General features: G+C 72.8%; 18 protein-coding genes. 14 read left to right on the forward strand and 4 right to left on the reverse strand.

Annotated elements, in window-relative coordinates:
- Positions 1–369: 369 nt before the first annotated feature.
- On the reverse strand, positions 370–828 hold the full coding sequence (locus IO33_RS0137375; protein ID WP_031173474.1) for an ATP-binding protein: 459 nt from the start codon (positions 826–828) through the stop codon (positions 370–372).
- Positions 829–1,041: 213 nt separating this feature from the next.
- Between IO33_RS0137375 and IO33_RS0137380 the strand changes: the two genes are divergently transcribed.
- The gene (locus tag IO33_RS0137380) at positions 1,042–1,902 is read left to right on the forward strand and encodes a helix-turn-helix domain-containing protein (RefSeq protein WP_031173476.1); all 861 of its coding nucleotides are present in this window, start codon (positions 1,042–1,044) and stop codon (positions 1,900–1,902) included.
- Positions 1,903–1,911: 9 nt separating this feature from the next.
- Complete coding sequence (locus IO33_RS0137385; RefSeq protein ID WP_031173478.1) at positions 1,912–2,133, forward strand: DUF397 domain-containing protein; 222 nt, start codon at positions 1,912–1,914, stop codon at positions 2,131–2,133.
- Between the two features lie 42 nt (positions 2,134–2,175).
- Here the strand turns inward: IO33_RS0137385 and IO33_RS0137390 are convergent, their stop codons facing one another.
- A complete protein-coding gene (locus IO33_RS0137390; RefSeq protein WP_031173479.1) occupies positions 2,176–3,303 on the reverse strand; it encodes an 8-amino-7-oxononanoate synthase in 1,128 nt (375 codons plus the stop codon).
- 147 nt (positions 3,304–3,450) lie between these two features.
- Between IO33_RS0137390 and bioB the strand changes: the two genes are divergently transcribed.
- The 4 genes from bioB to IO33_RS0137410 all read left to right on the forward strand — a co-directional run bounded on the left by bioB (position 3,451) and on the right by IO33_RS0137410 (position 8,221).
- Positions 3,451–4,680 carry a biotin synthase BioB gene (gene bioB, locus IO33_RS0137395; protein WP_031173481.1) on the forward strand — a complete coding sequence of 410 codons (1,230 nt, stop codon included), beginning with the start codon at positions 3,451–3,453 and terminating at the stop codon, positions 4,678–4,680.
- A complete protein-coding gene (locus IO33_RS0137400; RefSeq protein WP_031173483.1) occupies positions 4,673–5,962 on the forward strand; it encodes an adenosylmethionine--8-amino-7-oxononanoate transaminase in 1,290 nt (429 codons plus the stop codon). The genes bioB and IO33_RS0137400 overlap by 8 nt, the downstream gene beginning before the upstream one ends.
- Position 5,963: 1 nt before the next feature.
- The gene (bioD, locus tag IO33_RS0137405) at positions 5,964–6,680 is read left to right on the forward strand and encodes a dethiobiotin synthase (protein WP_031173484.1); all 717 of its coding nucleotides are present in this window, start codon (positions 5,964–5,966) and stop codon (positions 6,678–6,680) included.
- 848 nt (positions 6,681–7,528) lie between these two features.
- Positions 7,529–8,221 carry a class I SAM-dependent methyltransferase gene (locus IO33_RS0137410; protein ID WP_031173486.1) on the forward strand — a complete coding sequence of 231 codons (693 nt, stop codon included), beginning with the start codon at positions 7,529–7,531 and terminating at the stop codon, positions 8,219–8,221.
- Here the strand turns inward: IO33_RS0137410 and IO33_RS0137415 are convergent, their stop codons facing one another.
- Together IO33_RS0137415 and IO33_RS0137420 are read right to left on the reverse strand one after the other, a co-directional pair.
- Entirely contained in the window at positions 8,222–8,596 is a 375-nt protein-coding gene (locus tag IO33_RS0137415; RefSeq protein WP_031173488.1) for a hypothetical protein, read from the reverse strand.
- Positions 8,597–8,600: 4 nt separating this feature from the next.
- Complete coding sequence (locus IO33_RS0137420) at positions 8,601–8,846, reverse strand: toxin-antitoxin system antitoxin component (RefSeq protein WP_031173490.1); 246 nt, start codon at positions 8,844–8,846, stop codon at positions 8,601–8,603.
- 117 nt (positions 8,847–8,963) lie between these two features.
- Here IO33_RS0137420 and IO33_RS0137425 point away from each other — a divergent pair, with 117 nt between their 5' ends.
- The 8 genes from IO33_RS0137425 (at position 8,964) to purB (ending at position 18,833) form a co-directional block, all read left to right on the forward strand.
- A complete protein-coding gene (locus tag IO33_RS0137425; RefSeq protein ID WP_037686966.1) occupies positions 8,964–9,806 on the forward strand; it encodes an ABC transporter ATP-binding protein in 843 nt (280 codons plus the stop codon).
- Positions 9,807–9,810: 4 nt separating this feature from the next.
- Positions 9,811–12,378, forward strand: a complete 2,568-nt coding sequence (locus IO33_RS0137430) for an ABC transporter permease (protein ID WP_031173492.1) — start codon at positions 9,811–9,813, stop codon at positions 12,376–12,378.
- Between the two features lie 77 nt (positions 12,379–12,455).
- Positions 12,456–13,343, forward strand: coding sequence for an LLM class F420-dependent oxidoreductase (locus IO33_RS0137435; RefSeq protein WP_031173494.1), 888 nt, complete (start codon positions 12,456–12,458; stop codon positions 13,341–13,343).
- Between the two features lie 45 nt (positions 13,344–13,388).
- The gene (locus IO33_RS0137440) at positions 13,389–13,814 is read left to right on the forward strand and encodes a GNAT family N-acetyltransferase (protein ID WP_031173496.1); all 426 of its coding nucleotides are present in this window, start codon (positions 13,389–13,391) and stop codon (positions 13,812–13,814) included.
- Positions 13,815–13,966: 152 nt separating this feature from the next.
- Positions 13,967–15,310, forward strand: coding sequence for a hemolysin family protein (locus tag IO33_RS0137445; RefSeq protein WP_031173497.1), 1,344 nt, complete (start codon positions 13,967–13,969; stop codon positions 15,308–15,310).
- Entirely contained in the window at positions 15,307–16,326 is a 1,020-nt protein-coding gene (locus IO33_RS0137450) for a hemolysin family protein (RefSeq protein WP_031173499.1), read from the forward strand. Before IO33_RS0137445 ends, IO33_RS0137450 begins: the two co-directional genes overlap by 4 nt.
- Before the next feature lie 109 nt (positions 16,327–16,435).
- A complete protein-coding gene (locus IO33_RS0137455) occupies positions 16,436–17,224 on the forward strand; it encodes an SGNH/GDSL hydrolase family protein (RefSeq protein ID WP_031173500.1) in 789 nt (262 codons plus the stop codon).
- 166 nt (positions 17,225–17,390) lie between these two features.
- Positions 17,391–18,833 (forward strand): adenylosuccinate lyase, encoded by a 1,443-nt coding sequence (purB, locus tag IO33_RS0137460; protein ID WP_031173502.1) that lies wholly within the window; start codon positions 17,391–17,393, stop codon positions 18,831–18,833.
- Positions 18,834–18,844 lie beyond the last annotated feature (11 nt).

Below are 18,844 nucleotides of genomic sequence, written 5' to 3' on the forward strand. Positions count from 1 at the left end.
CCTCACCACCCGCCCCGACTCGCCGCCACTCCCACCACCCCGAGCCCCTCACGGCCCGGCCCACCATTCCCGTCACCAGCCCGCTCCCGGCGACGACCCACGGCCGCTCCCGCCGCTCCAAGTCCCTCACCGTCCGGCCCACCGTCCCCCGCCCCGTCACCCAGCCCGCGCCCGCCGCTCTGGGCCCCTCGCCTCCGGCCCGTCAGCCGCCGGTCTCGCCGCCGGGCTGCGGCCGCCCGCTTCCTCGCACCACCCGGTCGCTGCCACCCGACCCAGTCGCCGAAGCCCGTCGCCCGGGTCCGCCCCACACCGCTCCACACCGCCCCTCAGCGAGAGGGGGCCGCACCAGCCCCGCCCCCGCCCGGAGGGCTACGGCTCCTGTGGGCCCCCTGCCCGGACCGGCTCGGCCGGGAGGGTCCAGGGAAGTTCGATGGAGACCGTCTTGCCGCCCTCGCGCGTGGGGCGGACGCGGAGCCTGCCGCCGCACTCGGCGGTGAGACAGCGGATGATGACCATGCCGCGACCGTTGTCCTGCTGGACCGCCGCGGGCAGTCTCTTCGGGAAACGGGGGTGGCTGTCCGTGACGCCGATGCGCAGATGTTCGTCACGGTCCAGCGCGACGTCGACCGTGAAGGTGGGTGACTGGCCGAAGGTGTGCTGTACGGCGTTCGTGGCGAGTTCGGAGACGATGAGCCGCACGGTGTCGGCCACGTCGGTGTTCGCCGGCAGGCCCCACTCCTCAAGCGTGCTCACGACATAGGAGCGGGCGGCGGACACCGAGGCGGGATCGCTCGGCAGAGTGACGGATGCTTCCAGATGGTCTGCCATGGCGACGTCGTCCCTTTCCCACGGGACCGCAGTCCGACACGGAGCGGATGGTTCGAGTACGGTCCCGGACTGGTGCTTGCTCGTCAGACTGCCATCACCGGGACGGTCACGGGGAGCGATCCACCAAGATGTGCATATATCTGTCGCCCGAAGCGGTGAACTCTGCGACGCGAGACCGTATTTGGGCGGCCCGGAAGGAGTAAGGAGGAGCCCATGCAGAACGGGCCGGCAGTCCGCCGTCGCAAATTGGGCGCCGAACTGCGCACGCTGCGGACCGGCGCTGGGCTCACGAGCGGTGAGGCCGCTCGGCTGGTCGGCTGGCACCAGTCGAAGGTGAGCCGTATCGAGACCGGTGCCAGCGGCGTGAAACCAGCCGATGTGCGGTTACTCCTGGACGCCTACGAGGTCCAGGACGAACAGCTGCGCGAGTTGCTGCTGATGCTGGCGGGCTCCGAGGGTGCCGGAGACCGGTACCGCTGGTGGCACGCCTACCGCGGGGTGCTGCCGTCCACGTACCGGGATTTCATCAGCCTGGAGTCGCAGGCGAGCGCGATGCGCACCCTGGAGACCACGGTCGTACCCGGTCTGCTGCAGACCCCCGAGTACGCCCGCGCGGTCACCCGGGCTGCTGTGAAGGGCCTCGACGAGGAACGCCTGGACGCGCTGGTGGAGGTGCGGCTGGCCAGGCAGGACGTGCTCCGCACCGACCCGCCGCTGACCCTGTGCGCGGTGCTGGACGAGGCGGTGCTGCGCCGCGAGGTGGGCGGCCCCGAGGTGATGAACCGGCAGCTGGAGCGGCTCACGGAGGCGGCCCGGCTGCCACAGGTGCGGCTCCAGGTGCTGCCCTTCGGCTCGGGAGCGCATGTCGGCCTCACCGGGCCTTTCGTTATCTTCTCATTTCCGAGCACTTCTGATCTGGACGTGGTTGTTCTCGACCAGTTGACGAGTAGCCTCTACCTGGAGCGGAAAGAAGACCTCATGGCCTACTCGGAGGCCTTCGACACCCTTCGCATGCATGCCCTTTCACCCGAGGACACGTTGGATTACATCGCCGGGATAGGTGACGGCGCGTAAGGAGGCACCATGTCAGCACTGCCTCGGAACGTCCCTGCCAGTACCGACCTGCATGACGTGTGCTGGCTGCGCAGCAGCTACAGCACGGGAGCCAACAACTGCGTGGAGACGGCCCGGCCGCGATCCGGCCCCTGGGCCGGACGGCTCGCCGTACGCGACTCCAAGCGTCCGGCCGGACCCGCACTCCTCTTCACCGCCGAGAGCTGGAGCGGGTTCCTCACCGCCCTCTGACCGAAGACGACCACGCGCGCAGCACGGCCGTGTCACGCCGACTCATGGTCGCGTTTCGCCGATCACACGTACAGCGCGTTCGATCTCGGCCCCGGACAGGTCCGCGCGGGCGGTCAGCCGCAGCCGTGAGATGCCGTCCGGCACGGAAGGAGGACGGAAGCAGCCCACGGCCAGCCCTGCGGTACGGCAGTCCGCCGCCCAGCGCACGGCCTGTTCCGGGGACGGAGCCCGCACGGAGACCACCGCGGCGTCCGGACGTACCGCTTCCAGACCCGCGGCGGTCAGCCGTGCGTGCAGTTCCGCGGCCACCTCACGGGCGCGCGCCGCCCGCTGCGGTTCGCGGACGAGCAGCCGCAGGGCCGCGAGCGCGGCGCCGGCCGCAGCCGGGGCAAGGCCCGTGTCGAAGATGAAGGTCCGGGCCGCGTTGACCAGATGGTCGATGACCGGCGCGGGGCCGAGCACCACTCCGCCCTGGCTGCCCAGTGACTTGGACAGGGTGGCCGTGACCACCACGTCCGCGGCGCCGGCCAGCCCCGCCGCCTGCGGCGCGCCCCGGCCGCCGTCGCCCAGCACACCGAGCCCGTGCGCGTCGTCCACGACCAGTCCCGCGCCGTGCTCCCGGCACGCCTCGGCCAGCTCGGCCAGCGGCGCCCGGTCACCGTCGACCGAGAACACCGTGTCGGAGACGACGATCGCCGGTCCCTGATGACCGGCCAGGGCCTTGCGCACCGCCTCCGGGTCGGCGTGCCCGACGACCTGCCTCTCGCCGCGGGCGAGCCGGCAGCCGTCGATGAGCGAGGCGTGGTTGCCCGCGTCGGAGACGATCAGCGAGCCGTGCGGGCCGAGTGCCGTGACCGCGGCCAGGTTGGCGGCGTATCCGGAGGAGAAGACCAGCGCGGCCTCGAAGCCGCAGAACGCGGCCAGCTCACGCTCCAGCTCGGTGTGCAGCTCGGTGGTGCCGGTGACCAGCCGGGAGCCGGTCGAACCGCCGCCCCAGACCCGGGCGGCCCGCGCCGCTCCCTCCGTCACCTCGGGGTGGTGGGCCAGGCCCAGGTAGTCGTTGCTCGCCAGATCCAGCAGCGGCGAGTCGGCCGGGCGCGGGCGCAGGGTCCGTACAAGTCCGGCGCGGCGACGCGCCTCCGCCTGCTCCTCGATCCAGCCGAACGCCATGGCTCCTCCGATGATTTTGTAGGTAGCGGACAGACACTAGCGGCACGACCAGCCGCCCAGGGTGTGGCAATACCCACACGGTGATCCGTCTCCGTTGTGCAAACTCTCCTTGGCCCAGGGCGGCCCCGTAGGACAGGATCGGACCTCATGGACCTGCTGAACACGCTGGTGGACAAGGGGCTTCGGCGCGAGCTGCCGACCCGCGAGGAAGCACTCGCCGTACTGGCCACCTCTGACGACGACCTGCTCGATGTGGTGGCCGCGGCCGGCAAGGTGCGCCGGCACTGGTTCGGCCGCCGCGTGAAACTGAATTACCTCGTCAACCTCAAGTCCGGCTTGTGCCCGGAGGACTGCTCCTACTGCTCCCAGCGGCTCGGCTCCAAGGCCGACATCCTGAAGTACACCTGGCTCAAGCCCGACGAGGCCTCCCAGGCCGCCGCCGCGGGGCTGGCCGGAGGCGCCAAGCGGGTGTGTCTGGTGGCCAGCGGACGCGGCCCGACGGACCGGGACGTGGACCGGGTCTCGGAGACCATCAAGGCGATCAAGGAGCAGAACGAGGCCGTCGAGGTGTGCGCCTGCCTCGGTCTGCTCTCCGACGGCCAGGCCGAGCGGCTGCGCGAGGCGGGCGCGGACGCGTACAACCACAACCTCAACACCTCGGAGTCCACGTACGGGGACATCACCACCACCCACACGTACGCCGACCGGGTGGACACGGTGAACAAGGCGCACGCGGCCGGCCTGTCCGCCTGCTCCGGGCTGATCGCGGGCATGGGCGAGAGCGACGAGGACCTGGTCGACGTGGTCTTCTCGCTGCGCGACCTGGACCCGGACTCGGTGCCGGTGAACTTCCTCATCCCCTTCGAGGGCACCCCGCTGGCCAAGGAGTGGAACCTCACCCCGCAGCGCTGCCTGCGGATCCTCGCGATGGTCCGGTTCGTCTGCCCGGACGTGGAGGTCCGCATCGCGGGCGGCCGCGAGGTCCACCTGCGCACGATGCAGCCGCTCGCGCTGCACCTCGCCAACTCGATCTTCCTCGGCGACTACCTGACCAGCGAGGGCCAGGCCGGCAAGGCCGACCTGGAGATGGTCGCGGACGCCGGGTTCGAGGTGGAGGGCGCCGGTGAGGTGACGCTGCCGGAGCACCGGGTCGAGGCCGCGGGCGGCTGCGGCTCGCACGAGAGCGCCGGATGCGGCTCCGTCTGCGGCTCGCACGAGGGCTGCGGCTCGCACGAGGGCGCGGACGCGTGCGGTACGGCGGCCGCCGCGTGCGGTACGGCGGGTCCGGCGACCGCGCCGGCCCCGCAGGAGGCGCGCACCGACCTCGTGGCGGTCCGCCGCCGGGGTGCCGGAACGGACCTCGCGCCCAATGCCTGACCTGCCCGGCCTGAGCGTGCCCGAGCTGCTGGAACTGGACCGCCGGCATGTGTGGCACCCGTACGGCCCGATGCCCGGCCGTGCCGAACCGCTGGTCGTGGAGTCGGCGAGCGGGGTCCGGCTCCGGCTCGCCGACGGCTCGGGCGAGCTGGTGGACGGCATGTCCTCCTGGTGGTCGGCGATCCACGGCTACAACCACCCGGTCCTCAACGAGGCGGCGCACGGGCAGCTCGGGCGGATGAGCCATGTGATGTTCGGCGGGCTCACGCACGAGCCCGCCGTGCGGCTCGCGAAGCACCTTGTCGACATGTCGCCACCGGGCCTGGAGCACGTCTTCCTGGCCGACTCCGGTTCGGTGTCGGTCGAGGTCGCGGTGAAGATGTGCCTGCAGTACTGGCGCTCGCTCGGACGGCCCCGCAAGCAGCGGATGCTGACCTGGCGGGGCGGCTACCACGGCGACACGTGGAACCCGATGTCGGTCTGCGACCCCCAGGGCGGCATGCACGCGCTGTGGTCCGGCGTGCTGCCCCGTCAGGTCTTCGCGGACGCGCCGCCGACGGCGTACGAGGAGTCGTACGCCGACCAGCTGCGCGAACTGATCGCCCGCCACGCGGACGAGCTGGCCGCGGTGATCGTGGAGCCGGTCGTGCAGGGCGCGGGCGGGATGCGCTTCCACTCCCCCGCGTATCTGCGGGTGCTGCGCGAGGCGTGCGACGCGCACGACGTGCTGCTGGTGTTCGACGAGATCGCCACCGGCTTCGGCCGCACCGGCGCGCTGTTCGCGGCGGAGCACGCGGGCGTCACCCCGGATGTGATGTGCCTGGGCAAGGCGCTGACCGGCGGCTATCTGACGCTAGCGGCCACGCTGTGCACCGCGCGGATCGCCGACGGCATCTCGCGGGGCGAGGTGCCGGTGCTCGCGCACGGGCCGACGTTCATGGGCAACCCGCTGGCGGCGGCCGTCGCCTGCGCCTCCATCGAGCTGCTGCTCGGGCAGGACTGGCGGGCGGAGGTCAAGCGGATCGAGACGGGCCTGTGGGACGGGCTGTCACCGGCCCGCGAACTGCCTGGCGTACGGGACGTCCGCGTCCTCGGGGCCATCGGCGTCGTCCAGCTGGACCACGAGGTGGACATGGCCGCGGCCACCGCGGCCGCCGTGCGGGAGGGCGTGTGGCTACGCCCGTTCCGCGACCTGATCTACACGATGCCGCCGTACGTCTCCTCGGACGAGGACGTGACACGGATCGCGCGCGCGGTGTGCGCCGCGGCGCGGGAGGGATGACATGCCGGTACTGGTGATCACGGGCACGGGCACGGAGGTCGGCAAGACCGTCACCACCGCAGCCGTCGCCGCCGCGGCGCTCGCGGCGGGGCGCTCGGTGGCCGTGCTGAAGGCCGCCCAGACGGGGGTACGGCCGGACGAACGCGGGGACGCCGACGAGGTCGTGCGGCTCGCGGGTGCGGTGACGGCCACCGAACTGGCCCGCTATCCGGAGCCGCTGGCGCCCGGTACGGCGGCCCGGCGGGCCGGCATGGCCCCGGTGCACCCGCACGAGGTGGCCGACCGGGCGGCCAAGCTGGCCGCCGAGCACGACCTGGTGCTGGTCGAGGGGGCGGGTGGGCTGCTCGTCCGGTTCGACGCGGCCGGCGGCACCCTGGCCGACGCGGCCGGGCTGCTGGACGCACCGGTGCTGGTCGTCGCCCAGGCCGGTCTGGGCACGCTCAACACGACGGAACTGACGGCACTGGAGCTGCGGCGCCGGGGGCTGGAGCTGGCCGGCATCGTGATCGGCAGCTGGCCCGACTCCCCCGACCTCGCCACCCGCTGCAACGTCACCGACCTGCCGGAGGTGGCGGGCGCGCCCCTCCTCGGTGCGATTCCCTGCGGGGCGGGGGCACTTTCCCCGGCGGACTTCCGCGCGGCGGCACCGGCTTGGCTGGCCCCCCGCCTGGACGGCACCTGGGACGCGGACGCGTTCCGAACCCACGAGGCGCCGTAACCGACGAAGCCGGTGACGAACCGCCCCCAGCCGCCCGAGCCGGCCGGCGGACCACTCTCCGACCGAGGCACTCCGCCGCCGGCCCTCCAGCCGGGGAACGCCGACGGCGGGCCGCCCAGCCGGCCAAACCCGGTGACGAGCCCACTCCCCCAACCGACCGAGCCACACCGGAGGCCCGCCTTCCAGCCACCCTCCATCCGAGGGCGGCCGACGGCGGGCCACCCAGCCGACCCAGCCCAACCGTGGGCCGCCCCTCGCTGACGGAGCCCGGCGACAAGCCCCACAGAAGCCCCACCCTCCAGCCGGCCGAGCCCGACAGCGGCCCACCTCCAGCCGACCTAGCCCAACCGTGAGCCGCCCCTCTGACCTAGCCCCGTGGTGGGCCACCCCCTCACCGAGCCCGGCGGCAAGCCGCCCCCAGCCGGCCGAGCCCCGCAGGCAGTTCGCCCTCCCGCCGACGGGAGCTGCGGCGGGTCCGCCCTCCAGCCGAGCGAGTCGGGTGGTGGGTGGGCGGGGCGGGGTCCAGGGGCGGAGCCCCTGGCGGGGTGCGGGGCGGAGCCCCTGGCGGGGTGCGGGGCGGAGCCCCGCGGTGCGCGGCCCACCCTCCGTGAAGCCCCGTGGCGGGCCCGAGGTGCGGCAGCCCTCCGCGAAACCCGAGCGGTCCTTGAGGCGCGGCAGCCCTCCACTGAGCCCCCGGCGGTCCTGGAGGCGCGGCAGCCCTCCGCAAAGCCCCCGGTGGTCCTTAATGGGGCGGCAGCCCTCCGCGGAGAACCCCTGACGGTCCTGAGGGTGCGGCAGCACTTCGCGGGGGACACTCCTCCTAGGCCGTCCGTCCCGGGAGGTTCGCCATGCGGCTGCTGTCCTCCGGCTCCGACAAGGTGACGCGGAGCCCCGTGCACCATCCGCTGTTCGCCCGCTGCTACGCCCGGTACAGCGTGAGCGCCGAGACCCGGCTGGGCATGGCCGGCGTGCGCGAGCGCCTGCTCGCGGGACTGGCCGGGCGGGTGATCGAGATCGGCGCGGGCAACGGGCTGAACTTCTCGCACTATCCGGGCACCGTCTCGGAGGTCGTGGCGATCGAACCGGAGCCCCTGCTCAGGAAGTTGGCACTCGAATCGGCCCTGCGGGCCCAGGTCCCGGTCGACGTGGTGCCGGGCGCCGCGGAGGCCCTGCCGGTCAAGAGCGAGGCCTTCGACGCGGCCGTGCTGTCCCTGGTGCTGTGCAGCGTGCGGGACGTGCGACGGGCGCTGAGCGAGGTACGGCGTGTGCTCAGGCCGGGCGGCCAGGTGCGGTTCTTCGAGCACGGGCAAGGCGGCGGCCCCCTGATGACGCTGACCCAGCGCACGCTGGACCGGACCCTGTGGCCCCGGCTGACCGGCGGATGTCATGTGGCCCGCCGGCCGGTGACCGCGCTGCGCGAGGCCGGGTTCGCCCTCGGCCCGCACCGCCGGGTGATGATGCCGGAGAAGGGTCCGGCACTGCCGTCCTCGTACTGCGCGCTGGGCGTCGCGTGGCGTCCGGACGAGCCGGCCGCGCGCTGATCACAGGCTCCAGCGCCGCAGCTCCCGCGCGATCTCGTCCACGTCGGCCGTGCCCTGCTTCACCAGCCGGGCGAGGTCGCGCACCTGCTCGGCTGTGGTGACCACCTTCACGCCGCTGGCGACCAGGTAGGCGTAGGCGACCGCCGAGGCGAACAGCGCGTTGGAGCGCTCCAGTGCCGGCAGGTGGATCAGCAGCTGGAGCAGGGAGGCGGCGCGGGCATGCGGGGTGTCGTAGACCGGCACGCCGAATATCTCGGCCCGGTGCCGGGCGACGGCGGCGACCAGCGCGCCCCAGTCCGTGACCTGCGGGTCCCCGGGTGTCTTCTGCTCGGCGAGCATGAGGAGCCAGGCGAGGTCGATGCTGAGCTCGTTCAAGGGATCAGCGGCCGTCCCCGGCGCCGGTGCCCGTGCCGCGGGTCTCGCTGAACTCCTCGGCGAACACGGACTCGTACTGCTTCATGAAGTCGGCGGCGGCCTCGACGAACGTACGGCCGGGTTCCCCGGTGTCCTGTCTGACCAGCTCTTCGATGTAGCGGTTGACGCTGATGCCGCGGGCCAGGGCGCGTTCGCGGGCCGCGCGGGCGGTGCCCTCGTCCACGCGCACGTTCAGCTGGGTCTTCGCCATGCTTCGACGCTAGCGCCGGGGTGCTAGCAAGGCAAGGGGGTGCGTACCCGCTGCGCCGGGACGGCATGTCCCTTACGCTCGCCCGGAACGGGCGTTTCAAGCGACCGGGAGGCGGTCTTGTCCACACCAGCTGCGCAGCACGCCCCGGGCCGCGCGCCGAACGGCGGAATCGCGGCCCGCGCCCACGGGCTGACCAAGACCTACGGGTCCGGCGAGACGGCCGTCATCGCCCTGGACTCGGTGGACGTCGACATCGCGCGCGGCCGTTTCACCGCCGTGATGGGCCCCTCGGGCTCCGGGAAGTCCACGCTGATGCACTGTCTGGCGGGGCTCGACACGGTGTCGGCCGGTCAGGTGTGGCTGGGCGACACCGAGATCACCGGATTGCGGGAACGGGAGCTGACCCGTCTCAGGCGGGACCGAATCGGGTTCATGTTCCAGTCGTTCAACCTCATCCCGACGCTGACGGCCGCCGAGAACATCACCCTGCCGATGGACATCGCGGGCCGGAAGCCCGACCAGCCGTGGCTGGACCAGGTCATCGACACGCTGGGGCTGCGCGGGCGTCTGACGCACCGGCCCGCCCAGCTCTCCGGCGGCCAGCAGCAACGCGTCGCCTGTGCCCGGGCACTGGCCTCCCGGCCGGAACTGATCTTCGCCGACGAGCCGACCGGGAACCTCGACTCACGGGCCGGCCTGGAGGTGCTGGGCTTCCTGCGCGGCGCGGTGGACGATCTCGGGCAGACGGTCGTCATGGTCACGCACGACCCGGGCGCCGCCGCCCACTCCGACCTCGTGCTGTTCCTCGCCGACGGGCGGATCGTGGACGAGATGGCCCGGCCGACGGCCGAGGCGGTACTGGAACGCATGCGCGTCTTCCCCGGTGGGAACCCGCAGGCCGCCGGCTCCGACATGGTCCGGGCCCGATCCGGCGACGACGCCGTCGCCCGGGAGGACTGACCCGGTGCTCAAGGCGACCCTGAGGAGTTTCCTCGCGCACAAGGGGCGGCTCGCGCTGTCCGCGCTGGCCGTGATCCTGTCGGTGGCGTTCGTCGCGGGCAGCCTGATCTTCTCCGACACCGTCACGCGCACCTTCGACCGGCTGTTCGCCTCCACCGCCGCCGATGTCACGGTCCAGCCGAAGCAGGATCTGAGGTCGGCCCGGCTCAGCGGTTCGGTGCAGACCCTGCCCGCCGCGCTGCGGGACCGCGTGGCGCGGGTCGACGGCGTCACGGCGGCCCGTGCCGAGGTCTCGGTGGAGAACGCCGTCGTGGTCGACGCCCGCAACAAGTCCGTCGGCCCCACCACCGGGGCCCCGACCATCGCGATGGCCTGGTACGTCACACCCCGCAGCCCGGTGAAACTGACCTCCGGCCGTGCGCCGCACGGTGCGGGTGAGGCCCTGCTGGACGCCGACACGGCCGGCAAGAAGCACGTACGGATCGGCGACACGCTGACCGTGCAGGCGCAGCCGGGCACGGTCCGGGTGCGGGTGGTCGGCATCGCCACGTTCACCACCACCAATCCCGGCGCGGCCCTGGTCTTCCTGGACCCGGCGGTGGCGGGCCGCGAACTGCTCGGGTCGGCGGCCAGGGCGACCAGCATCTCGGTGGACGCCGCGCCCGGAGTGACCGACGCGCAGCTCAAGAAGCGTGTCGGCCAGACGCTCGGGACCGGCACCTACGACGTGAAGACCGCCGGCGAACAGGCCAAGTCGGCGGCGGCCAGCCTCGGCACCTTCCTGGACGTGATCAAGTACGTGATGCTGGGCTTCGCCGGTGTCGCGCTGCTCGTGGGCGTGTTCCTCATCGTCAACACCTTCTCCATGCTGATCGCCCAGCGCACGCGCGAGCTCGGCCTGCTGCGGGCACTCGGCGCGGACCGCAGGCAGGTGCGGCGCTCGGTGCTGACGGAGGCGCTGCTGCTCGGGCTGGTCGGTTCGACACTCGGCCTCCTGGCCGGTGCCGGGCTGGCGCTGGGGCTGATCCGGCTGATGAGCGCCTTCGGGATGAACCTGAAGGCCACGGAGATGGTCATCGGCTGGGGCACGCCCGTCGCGGCGTACGTCGTCGGTCTCGGTGTCACCTTCGTGGCCGCCTATCTGCCCGCGCGGCGCGCGGCGGCCGTCTCGCCGATGGCGGCGCTCGCCGACGCCGAGGTCGCCGGTGTGGGCAGGCCGTTGAAGGCGCGAGCGGTCGCCGGTGCGGTGGTCGGGGCGGCCGGTGCGGCGGCGCTGGCCGGCTGCGCGGCGGCCACGAAGACCGCGCAGGCGGCCTCGCTGCTGGGGCTGGGCGTGGTGTTGACGCTGATCGCGACCGTGGTGGGCGGCCCGCTGCTGGTGCGGCCGGTGATCCGGGTCCTGGGCGCGGCCTTCCCCGCTCTGTTCGGCCCGGTCGGCCGGATGAGCCAGCGCAACGCGCTGCGCAATCCGCGCCGTACGGGCGCCACGGCCGCGGCGCTCATGGTGGGCCTGGCGCTGGTCGGCGGGATGTCGGTGGCGAGCGCTTCGATGTCGGCCTCGTTCGACCGGCAGATCGACAAGAACCTCGGCGCCGACTTCATCGTCCAGAACACCAACTTCGCCCCCTTCACCCAAGAGGTGCGGCACAGCGTGGCCCGCACGCGCGGCGTCGGGCTGGTGGTACCGCAGCGGCTCACCCCGGTCGCCGTACGCATGCCGCAGGGGGGCGAGGTCCGCACGTCCGCCGTCGCGTACGGGCCCGGACTCGACGACGTACTGCACCTCACCTACGCGCGGGGCACCTCGCGGGCCGCGCTGGCGCCCGGGCACCTCGCCATGGACGCCGGCTTCGCCCGGGACCACGGCGTGCGCGTCGGCAGCGTCCTCCCGGTCGAGTTCCCGGGCGGACGGCACGCGGAGCTGACCGTCGGGGCGCTCACCGACCAGGAGACGACGCAGGGCTTCGGCGCCCAGGGAGGCCTGTACTTCGGCCTCACCACCCTCGACAGGTACGCGCCGGGCGCCCAGGACTCGGCGCTCTACGTCAACGCGGCCGCCGGAACGAAACCGCAGGATCTGCGACCCCGCCTGGAACGGGCGCTCAAGCCGTTCCCGCAGGTGCAGGTGCGCGATCAGAGCGACTACAAGCAGCTGGTCCACAACCAGATCGCCGTCCTGCTCTACCTGGTGTACGCGCTGCTCGGCCTCGCGATCGTCATCGCCGTGCTCGGCGTGGTCAACACCCTCGCCCTGTCGGTGGTGGAGCGGACCCGCGAGATCGGGCTGCTGCGCGCGATCGGGCTGGGGCGACGGCAGCTGCGCCGGATGATCCGGCTGGAGTCGGTGGTGATCGCGGTGTTCGGCGCGGTCCTCGGGCTGGCGCTGGGGCTGGTGTGGGGTGTGTGCATGCAGCAGGTGCTGGCCCTGCGGGGGCTGACGGCGCTGGCGTTCCCCTGGCCGACGATCGTCGCCGTCGTGATCGGTGCGGCGGTGGTGGGCGTGGTCGCGGCGCTGCTGCCGGCGCTGCGGGCGTCCCGGATGAACATACTGGCGGCGATCGCCCACGAGTGAGGGCGCCTGCCGAACGCGGGGCGGACGTGATGGAATCGCAGGTACAGGCTCAAGTCACCTGCTGACGAGGAGAGTTCATGTCACGCCCGTTCCGCTTCGGGGTCAATCTGCTCACGCCCGCACCCGCCGCCGAGTGGCGCGCCAAGTGCCGGCGCGCCGAGGAGCTGGGGTACGACGTGATCCTCGTCCCGGACCACCTCGGGATGGCCGCTCCGTTCCCGGCACTGGTCGCGGCGGCGGAGGCGACCGAGCGGCCCCGGCTGGGCACGTTCGTGCTCAACGCGGGTTTCTGGAATCCGGCGCTGCTGGCCCGCGAGGTGGCGACCACGGACGCGCTCACCGGCGGGCGCCTCGAACTCGGGCTGGGCACCGGGTACGTGCCGGCGGAGCACGAGACGGCCGGGCTGCCGTACGGCTCGCCCGGCGAGCGGGTGGACCACCTGCGCCGTACGGTCGCGGAACTGGGCCGGCTGCTCGGCTCACCGGAACACCAGCCTCGGCCCGCCCAGTCCCGGGTCCCGCTGCTGATCGGCGCCAACGGCGACCGGATGCTGCGGCTGACCGCCGAGCACGCGGACATCGCGGCCTTCACCGGGGCCCGGCCGGGGAAGACACCGGGAGATCTGGAGCCGCTCACCGCCGATGAGCTGGACGAGCGGGTGGCGCGCCACCGGCAGCTGGCGGCGGACCGCGCGGAACCGGCGGAGCTCAACCTGCTCCTCCAGCTCGTCGCGGTCACCGACGATCCCGAGCCCGTGCTGAAGCCGCTGCTGGAGCGGCAGTCGCAGCTGACCGTGGACGACGCCCTGGCCCTGCCCATCGTGCTGGCCGGCCCGCTGGAGGACGTCGTCGCGCGGGTGCGGGCGCAGCGCGAGCGGTTCGGATTCTCGTACCTGACGGTCCTGGAGCCGTACATGGAGGCCTTCGCGCCGGTGATGGAGCGGCTGCGCGAGGAGTCCGCATAATGAAAACCCGCACGCGGGGCACCCACGCCGTGATCCGATGATCACATGACCGACCTGCTTATACGCCCGGCGGTGCACGCCGACCTCGACATCGTTCTCGCCTTCTGGAAGACGGCCGCCGAGGGCACCAGCATCAGCGACGACCGGGCGGGGGTGGAGCGGCTGGTCGCCCGCGACCCCGAGGCGCTGATCCTGGCCGAGAGCGACGGTGAGCTGGTGGGCACGGTGATCGCGGGCTTCGACGGCTGGCGCTGCCATCTGTACCGGCTCGCGGTGTGCCCGCAGCGGCGCCGGCAGGGCATCGGTTCGGCGCTGCTGGCCGCCGCCGAGGACCGGTTCGTACGGCTCGGCGGGCGGCGCGCGGACGCGATGGTGCTGGTGCGCAACGAGCAGGCGCACCCTGCGTGGAGCGCGGCCGGGTACGGCCCGCAGGAGCACTGGCGGCGCTGGGTGAAGCCGCTCACCGACTGAGCCACCGAGCACTCTTTGCTCATCCTTTACCATTGAGGGAGCACTCGGCCCTCTATGAAAGGTTGTGAGCGTCCGCCCATGGGCGAGCCTCCCGGTACGCGCCACCGCGCGACCCGCCCTGCCCTGTCCGATCATGGGACGGGGGTGACCCGATGACCGAAGTGCTCCTCCTTCTGGTGGCGATCCTGCTGTCACTCGCCTGTGGCGCCTTCGTGGCGGCGGAGTTCTCGCTGACCACGGTGGAACGCGGTGAGCTGGAACGGGCCGCCCGGCGCGGCGAACGCGGCGCCCCCGGCGCCCTGAAGGCCGCCCGGAACCTCACCTTCCAGCTCTCCGGCGCCCAGCTCGGCATCACCGTGACCAACCTGGTGGTCGGCATGCTCGCCGAGCCGTCCATCGCCAAGCTGCTCGCCGGTCCGTTCCGTGCGATGGGGCTGTCGGGCGGCGCGGCCGCTTCGGCCGCCCTGGTCCTCGGTACGGCCCTGTCGACGGTGTTCCTGATGGTCGTCGGCGAGCTGGTGCCGAAGAACTGGGCGATCTCCTCGCCGCTGGCCGTGGCCAAGCGGGTGGGCAATCCGCAGCGCTGGTTCAGCGCCGCCTTCCGGCCCTTCATCACGCATCTGAACAACACGGCCAACCGTTTCGTCCGCAGGCTCGGTATCGAACCCGCCGAGGAGCTGGCCTCCGCACGCGGACCGCAGGAGCTGGCGGCGCTCGCCCGGCACTCCGCCAAGGAGGGCGCGCTGGAGCCCGACACCGCCGAGCTGTTCGTGCGCACGCTGAACCTGGCCGACCTCACGGCGGAGAACGTGATGACCCCGCGCGTCCAGGTCGTCGCCCTGGACACCCAGGCGACCTGCGAGGACGTGGCCAACGCGACCCGGGCCACCGGGCTGAGCCGCTTCCCGGTCTACCGGGGCACCCTGGACTCGGTCGTCGGGACCGCCCACATCAAGGACGTGCTGGCCGTCCCCGCCGACGAGCGCCGCCACCGCACGGTCGCCCAGGTGATGCGCCAGCCGCTGCTCGTGCCCGAGTCCCTGACCGTCGACCGGCTGCTGGACCGGCTGGGCGGCAGGCGCACCATGGCCGTCGTCATCGACGAGTACGGCGGCACGGCCGGCGTGGCGACCCTGGAGGACATCGTCGAGGAGGTCGTCGGCGAGGTACGGGACGAGCACGACCCGCACGAGACACCCGACCTCGCCCCCGCGGGGGCGGACGAGGACGGCCGGGCCCTGTACTCGGCCGACGGCGCCGCCCGGGTCGACCAGCTCGCGCGCGTGGGCCTGCGGGCGCCCGAGGGGCCGTACGAGACGCTGGCCGGCCTGGTCGCGACCCTGCTGGGCCGGATACCGGCGACCGGTGACACGGTCGCGGTCGCGGGCTGGCGGCTGGACGTGGTGGACGCCTCGGGCCGCCGCGCGGCGCGGGTGCTGCTGCACGCGCCACTGGACGACGAACAGGCCGACGAGACCACGGGGGAGGCGCGATGACCGCCGTACAGCTGCTGATCGGCCTGGCGACCCTGGTCGTCAACGCCTTCTTCGTCGGTGCGGAGTTCGCGCTGATCTCCGTGCGCCGCTCGCAGGTCGAACCGCTCGCACAGGAGGGCGACCGGCGGGCGAAGAGCGTGCTGTGGGGCCTGGAGCACGTCTCGGCGCTGCTGGCCGCCGCGCAGCTCGGCATCACGCTGTGCACGCTGGTCCTGGGCGTGGTCGCCGAGCCGGCGATCGCGCATCTGCTGGAGCCGGTGTTCCACGCGGTCGGCGTGCCCGTGAGCGCGGGCCACGCCGTGTCGTTCGTGATCGCGCTGGCCCTCGCGACCTATCTGCACATGCTGCTGGGCGAGATGGTCCCGAAGAACATCGCGCTCGCGGAACCGGTGCGCAGCGCGCTGCTGCTCGGCCCCCCGCTGGTCGCGCTGTCCCGGGTGCTGCGCCCGGTGATCTTCACGGTGAACGCGTTCGCGAACGGGCTGCTGAAGCTGCTCAGGGTGGAGGCCAAGGACGAGGTCGCGGCGACCTTCACGGACACGGAACTCGCCGAGATCGTCAAGGACGCCAGCCAGGCCGGTCTGATCGACAACCGGGCGCAGGAGCGGCTGCACGACGCCCTGGAGCTGGGCAGCCGGCCCGTGCGGGACGTCGTGGTGCCACTGGAGCGGGTGGTGTACGCACGTGTGGGTGTCACCCCGGAGGAACTGGAGGGGCTGTCGGCCCGGTCGGGCTTCTCCCGGTTCCCCGTGGTCGACGTGGGCCGGCGGATCGTGGGCTATCTGCACGTCAAGGACGCGCTGGACGCCTCGCCGCGGGACGTGCCGTTCCGGCTGCGGGACATGCGGCCCATCGCGCGGGTGCGGGAGAAGACCCCGCTGGACGACGTGCTCACGGCGATGCGCGGCAGTCGTACGCATCTGGCGGCGGTGCTCGGCGACGACGGCCGGCTGGCCGGCCTGGTGACCATGGAGGACGTGCTGCGGGAGCTGTTCGGGCAGCCCGCCCCGAGCTGATCGCGCCGGTGGTGCGACGGCGCCCGACCCGGGGCCCTGGCCCTGGCCCTGGGGGGAACGCAGGGCGACCGACCGACGGGTATGGCGCCGGGATACCATCGCTGACGCCATGCAGACGAATCCCACACCTCCCCCGTACCGCAGCCTGGTCGCGGTCGGCGACTCCTTCACCGAGGGCATGTCGGACCTGCTGCCCGACGGCTCCTACCGGGGCTGGGCCGACCTGCTCGCCGGGCGGATGGCCGCCCGCACGCCGGACTTCCGGTACGCCAACCTGGCCGTGCGCGGAAAGCTGATCCGGCAGATCGTCGACGAGCAGGTGGACACGGCGGCGGCCATGAACGCCGATGTGATCACCCTGGTCGGCGGGCTGAACGACACCCTGCGCCCCAAGTGCGACATGGGCCGCGTGACAGCCCTGCTGACCGAGGCCGTGGAGCGGCTGGCACCGTCCTGCGGGCAGCTGGTGCTGATGCGCAGCCCCGGCCGCCAGGGCCCGGTGCTGGAGCGGTTCCGGCCGCGCATGGAGGAGCTGTTCGCCTGCGTGGACGAGCTGGCCGGCAAGCACGGCGCGCTCGTCGTCGACCTGTACGGGGCGCCCTCCCTCAGCGACCCCCGGCTGTGGGACGTGGACCGGCTGCACCTGACGGCCGAGGGGCACCGCCGGGTCGCCGAGGCGGTGTGGCAGACGCTCGGGTACGAGCCTGAGGACACCGAGTGGCGGGTGCCGATGCCAGCGAGCCTCCCGCCGGGCTGGGTGACGCGCCGGGTGGCGGACGCGCGCTTCGCCCGGCAGCACCTGCTGCCGTGGATAGGCCGGCGCCTGACCGGCCGCTCCTCGGGGGACGGCCGCCCGGCGAAGCGGCCGGAGCTGCTGCCGTACGAGGGCCCGGCATAGCCTCACGGGCTCGGCCGTCGTCCGTCCACGGCGCGTCGTGACCGCTCGCGTCCCCGCGGCGGAGCCGCCCATCGGATACGGCCCCAGCCCCATCGGCGCTTTCGTAGGTTCCGACGAACGGGGGCGTGGCGCTGGCCTGCACAAACCGCCAGTAGAATCTGGACACGTGACTTCTGCGCCCGCCAAGCCCCGCATCCCGAACGTCCTCGCCGGACGCTACGCCTCCGCCGAGCTCGCCACGCTCTGGTCCCCCGAGCAGAAGGTGAAGCTGGAGCGGCAGCTCTGGCTCGCCGTGCTGCGGGCCCAGAAGGACCTCGGTATCGAGGTCCCGGACGAGGCGATCGCCGACTACGAGCGTGTCCTCGACACCGTCGACCTGGCCTCGATCGCCGAGCGCGAGAAGGTCACCCGGCACGATGTGAAGGCGCGGATCGAGGAGTTCAACGACCTCGCCGGGCACGAGCACGTGCACAAGGGCATGACCTCCCGCGACCTCACCGAGAACGTCGAGCAGCTGCAGATCCGGCTGTCTCTGGAGCTGATCCGCGACCGCGCGGTCGCCGTCCTCGCGCGTCTCGGCAAGCTCTCGGGCGAGTACGCGGAGCTGGTCATGGCCGGCCGCTCGCACAACGTGGCCGCGCAGGCCACCACCCTGGGCAAGCGTTTCGCGACCGCCGCCGACGAGCTGCTGGTCGCCTACGGCCGCGTCGAGGAGCTGCTCGGCCGCTACCCGCTGCGCGGCATCAAGGGCCCGGTCGGCACCGCGCAGGACATGCTGGACCTGCTCGGCGGCGACGCGGCCAAGCTCGCCGAGCTGGAGAACCGGATCGCCCGGCACCTGGGCTTCGCGCAGGCGTTCACCTCGGTCGGCCAGGTCTACCCTCGCTCGCTGGACTACGAGGTCGTCACCGCGCTGGTGCAGCTGGCGGCGGCACCGTCCTCGCTGGCCAGGACGATCCGGCTGATGGCCGGGCACGAGCTGGTCACCGAGGGCTTCAAGCCGGGCCAGGTCGGCTCCTCCGCGATGCCGCACAAGATGAACACCCGCTCCTGCGAGCGCGTCAACGGCCTCATGGTCATCCTGCGCGGCTACGCCTCGATGACCGGCGAACTGGCGGGCGACCAGTGGAACGAGGGCGATGTGTCCTGCTCGGTGGTGCGCCGGGTCGCGCTGCCGGACGCGTTCTTCGCGCTGGACGGTCTGCTGGAGACCTTCCTGACCGTCCTCGACGAGTTCGGTGCCTTCCCCGCCGTCATCGCCCGTGAGCTGGACCGCTACCTGCCGTTCCTCGCCACCACCAAGGTGCTGATGGGCGCGGTGCGGGCCGGGGTCGGCCGTGAGGTCGCGCACGAGGCGATCAAGGAGAACGCCGTGTCCACCGCGCTCGCGATGCGCGAGCAGGGCGCCGAGCGCAACGACCTGCTGGACAAGCTCGCCGCCGACGGCCGGCTGCCGCTGGACCGGGAGCAGCTCGCGGCGCTGATGGCCGACAAGCTGTCCTTCACCGGTGCCGCCGCCGACCAGGTCGGTGTCGTCGTCGGCCGCATCGAGGAGATCGTCAAGCAGCGTCCGGAGGCGGCCGGTTACACCCCCGGGGCGATCCTCTGACCCGCACGCCA

Source organism: Streptomyces durhamensis, assembly GCF_000725475.1.
Lineage (GTDB): Bacteria > Actinomycetota > Actinomycetes > Streptomycetales > Streptomycetaceae > Streptomyces > Streptomyces filipinensis.

Coding starts and splice junctions, on each gene's coding strand:
- IO33_RS0137380 (WP_031173476.1), top strand. CDS start 1,042: ATGCAGAACGGGCCGGCAGTCCGCCGTCGCAAATTGGGCGCCGAACTG.
- IO33_RS0137400 (WP_031173483.1), top strand. CDS start 4,673: ATGCCTGACCTGCCCGGCCTGAGCGTGCCCGAGCTGCTGGAACTGGAC.
- bioD (WP_031173484.1), top strand. CDS start 5,964: ATGCCGGTACTGGTGATCACGGGCACGGGCACGGAGGTCGGCAAGACC.
- IO33_RS0137410 (WP_031173486.1), top strand. CDS start 7,529: ATGCGGCTGCTGTCCTCCGGCTCCGACAAGGTGACGCGGAGCCCCGTG.
- IO33_RS0137455 (WP_031173500.1), top strand. CDS start 16,436: ATGCAGACGAATCCCACACCTCCCCCGTACCGCAGCCTGGTCGCGGTC.
- IO33_RS0137375 (WP_031173474.1), bottom strand. CDS start 828: ATGGCAGACCATCTGGAAGCATCCGTCACTCTGCCGAGCGATCCCGCC.
- IO33_RS0137440 (WP_031173496.1), top strand. CDS start 13,389: ATGACCGACCTGCTTATACGCCCGGCGGTGCACGCCGACCTCGACATC.
- IO33_RS0137390 (WP_031173479.1), bottom strand. CDS start 3,303: ATGGCGTTCGGCTGGATCGAGGAGCAGGCGGAGGCGCGTCGCCGCGCC.
- bioB (WP_031173481.1), top strand. CDS start 3,451: ATGGACCTGCTGAACACGCTGGTGGACAAGGGGCTTCGGCGCGAGCTG.
- IO33_RS0137445 (WP_031173497.1), top strand. CDS start 13,967: ATGACCGAAGTGCTCCTCCTTCTGGTGGCGATCCTGCTGTCACTCGCC.
- IO33_RS0137450 (WP_031173499.1), top strand. CDS start 15,307: ATGACCGCCGTACAGCTGCTGATCGGCCTGGCGACCCTGGTCGTCAAC.
- IO33_RS0137420 (WP_031173490.1), bottom strand. CDS start 8,846: ATGGCGAAGACCCAGCTGAACGTGCGCGTGGACGAGGGCACCGCCCGC.
- IO33_RS0137435 (WP_031173494.1), top strand. CDS start 12,456: ATGTCACGCCCGTTCCGCTTCGGGGTCAATCTGCTCACGCCCGCACCC.
- IO33_RS0137385 (WP_031173478.1), top strand. CDS start 1,912: ATGTCAGCACTGCCTCGGAACGTCCCTGCCAGTACCGACCTGCATGAC.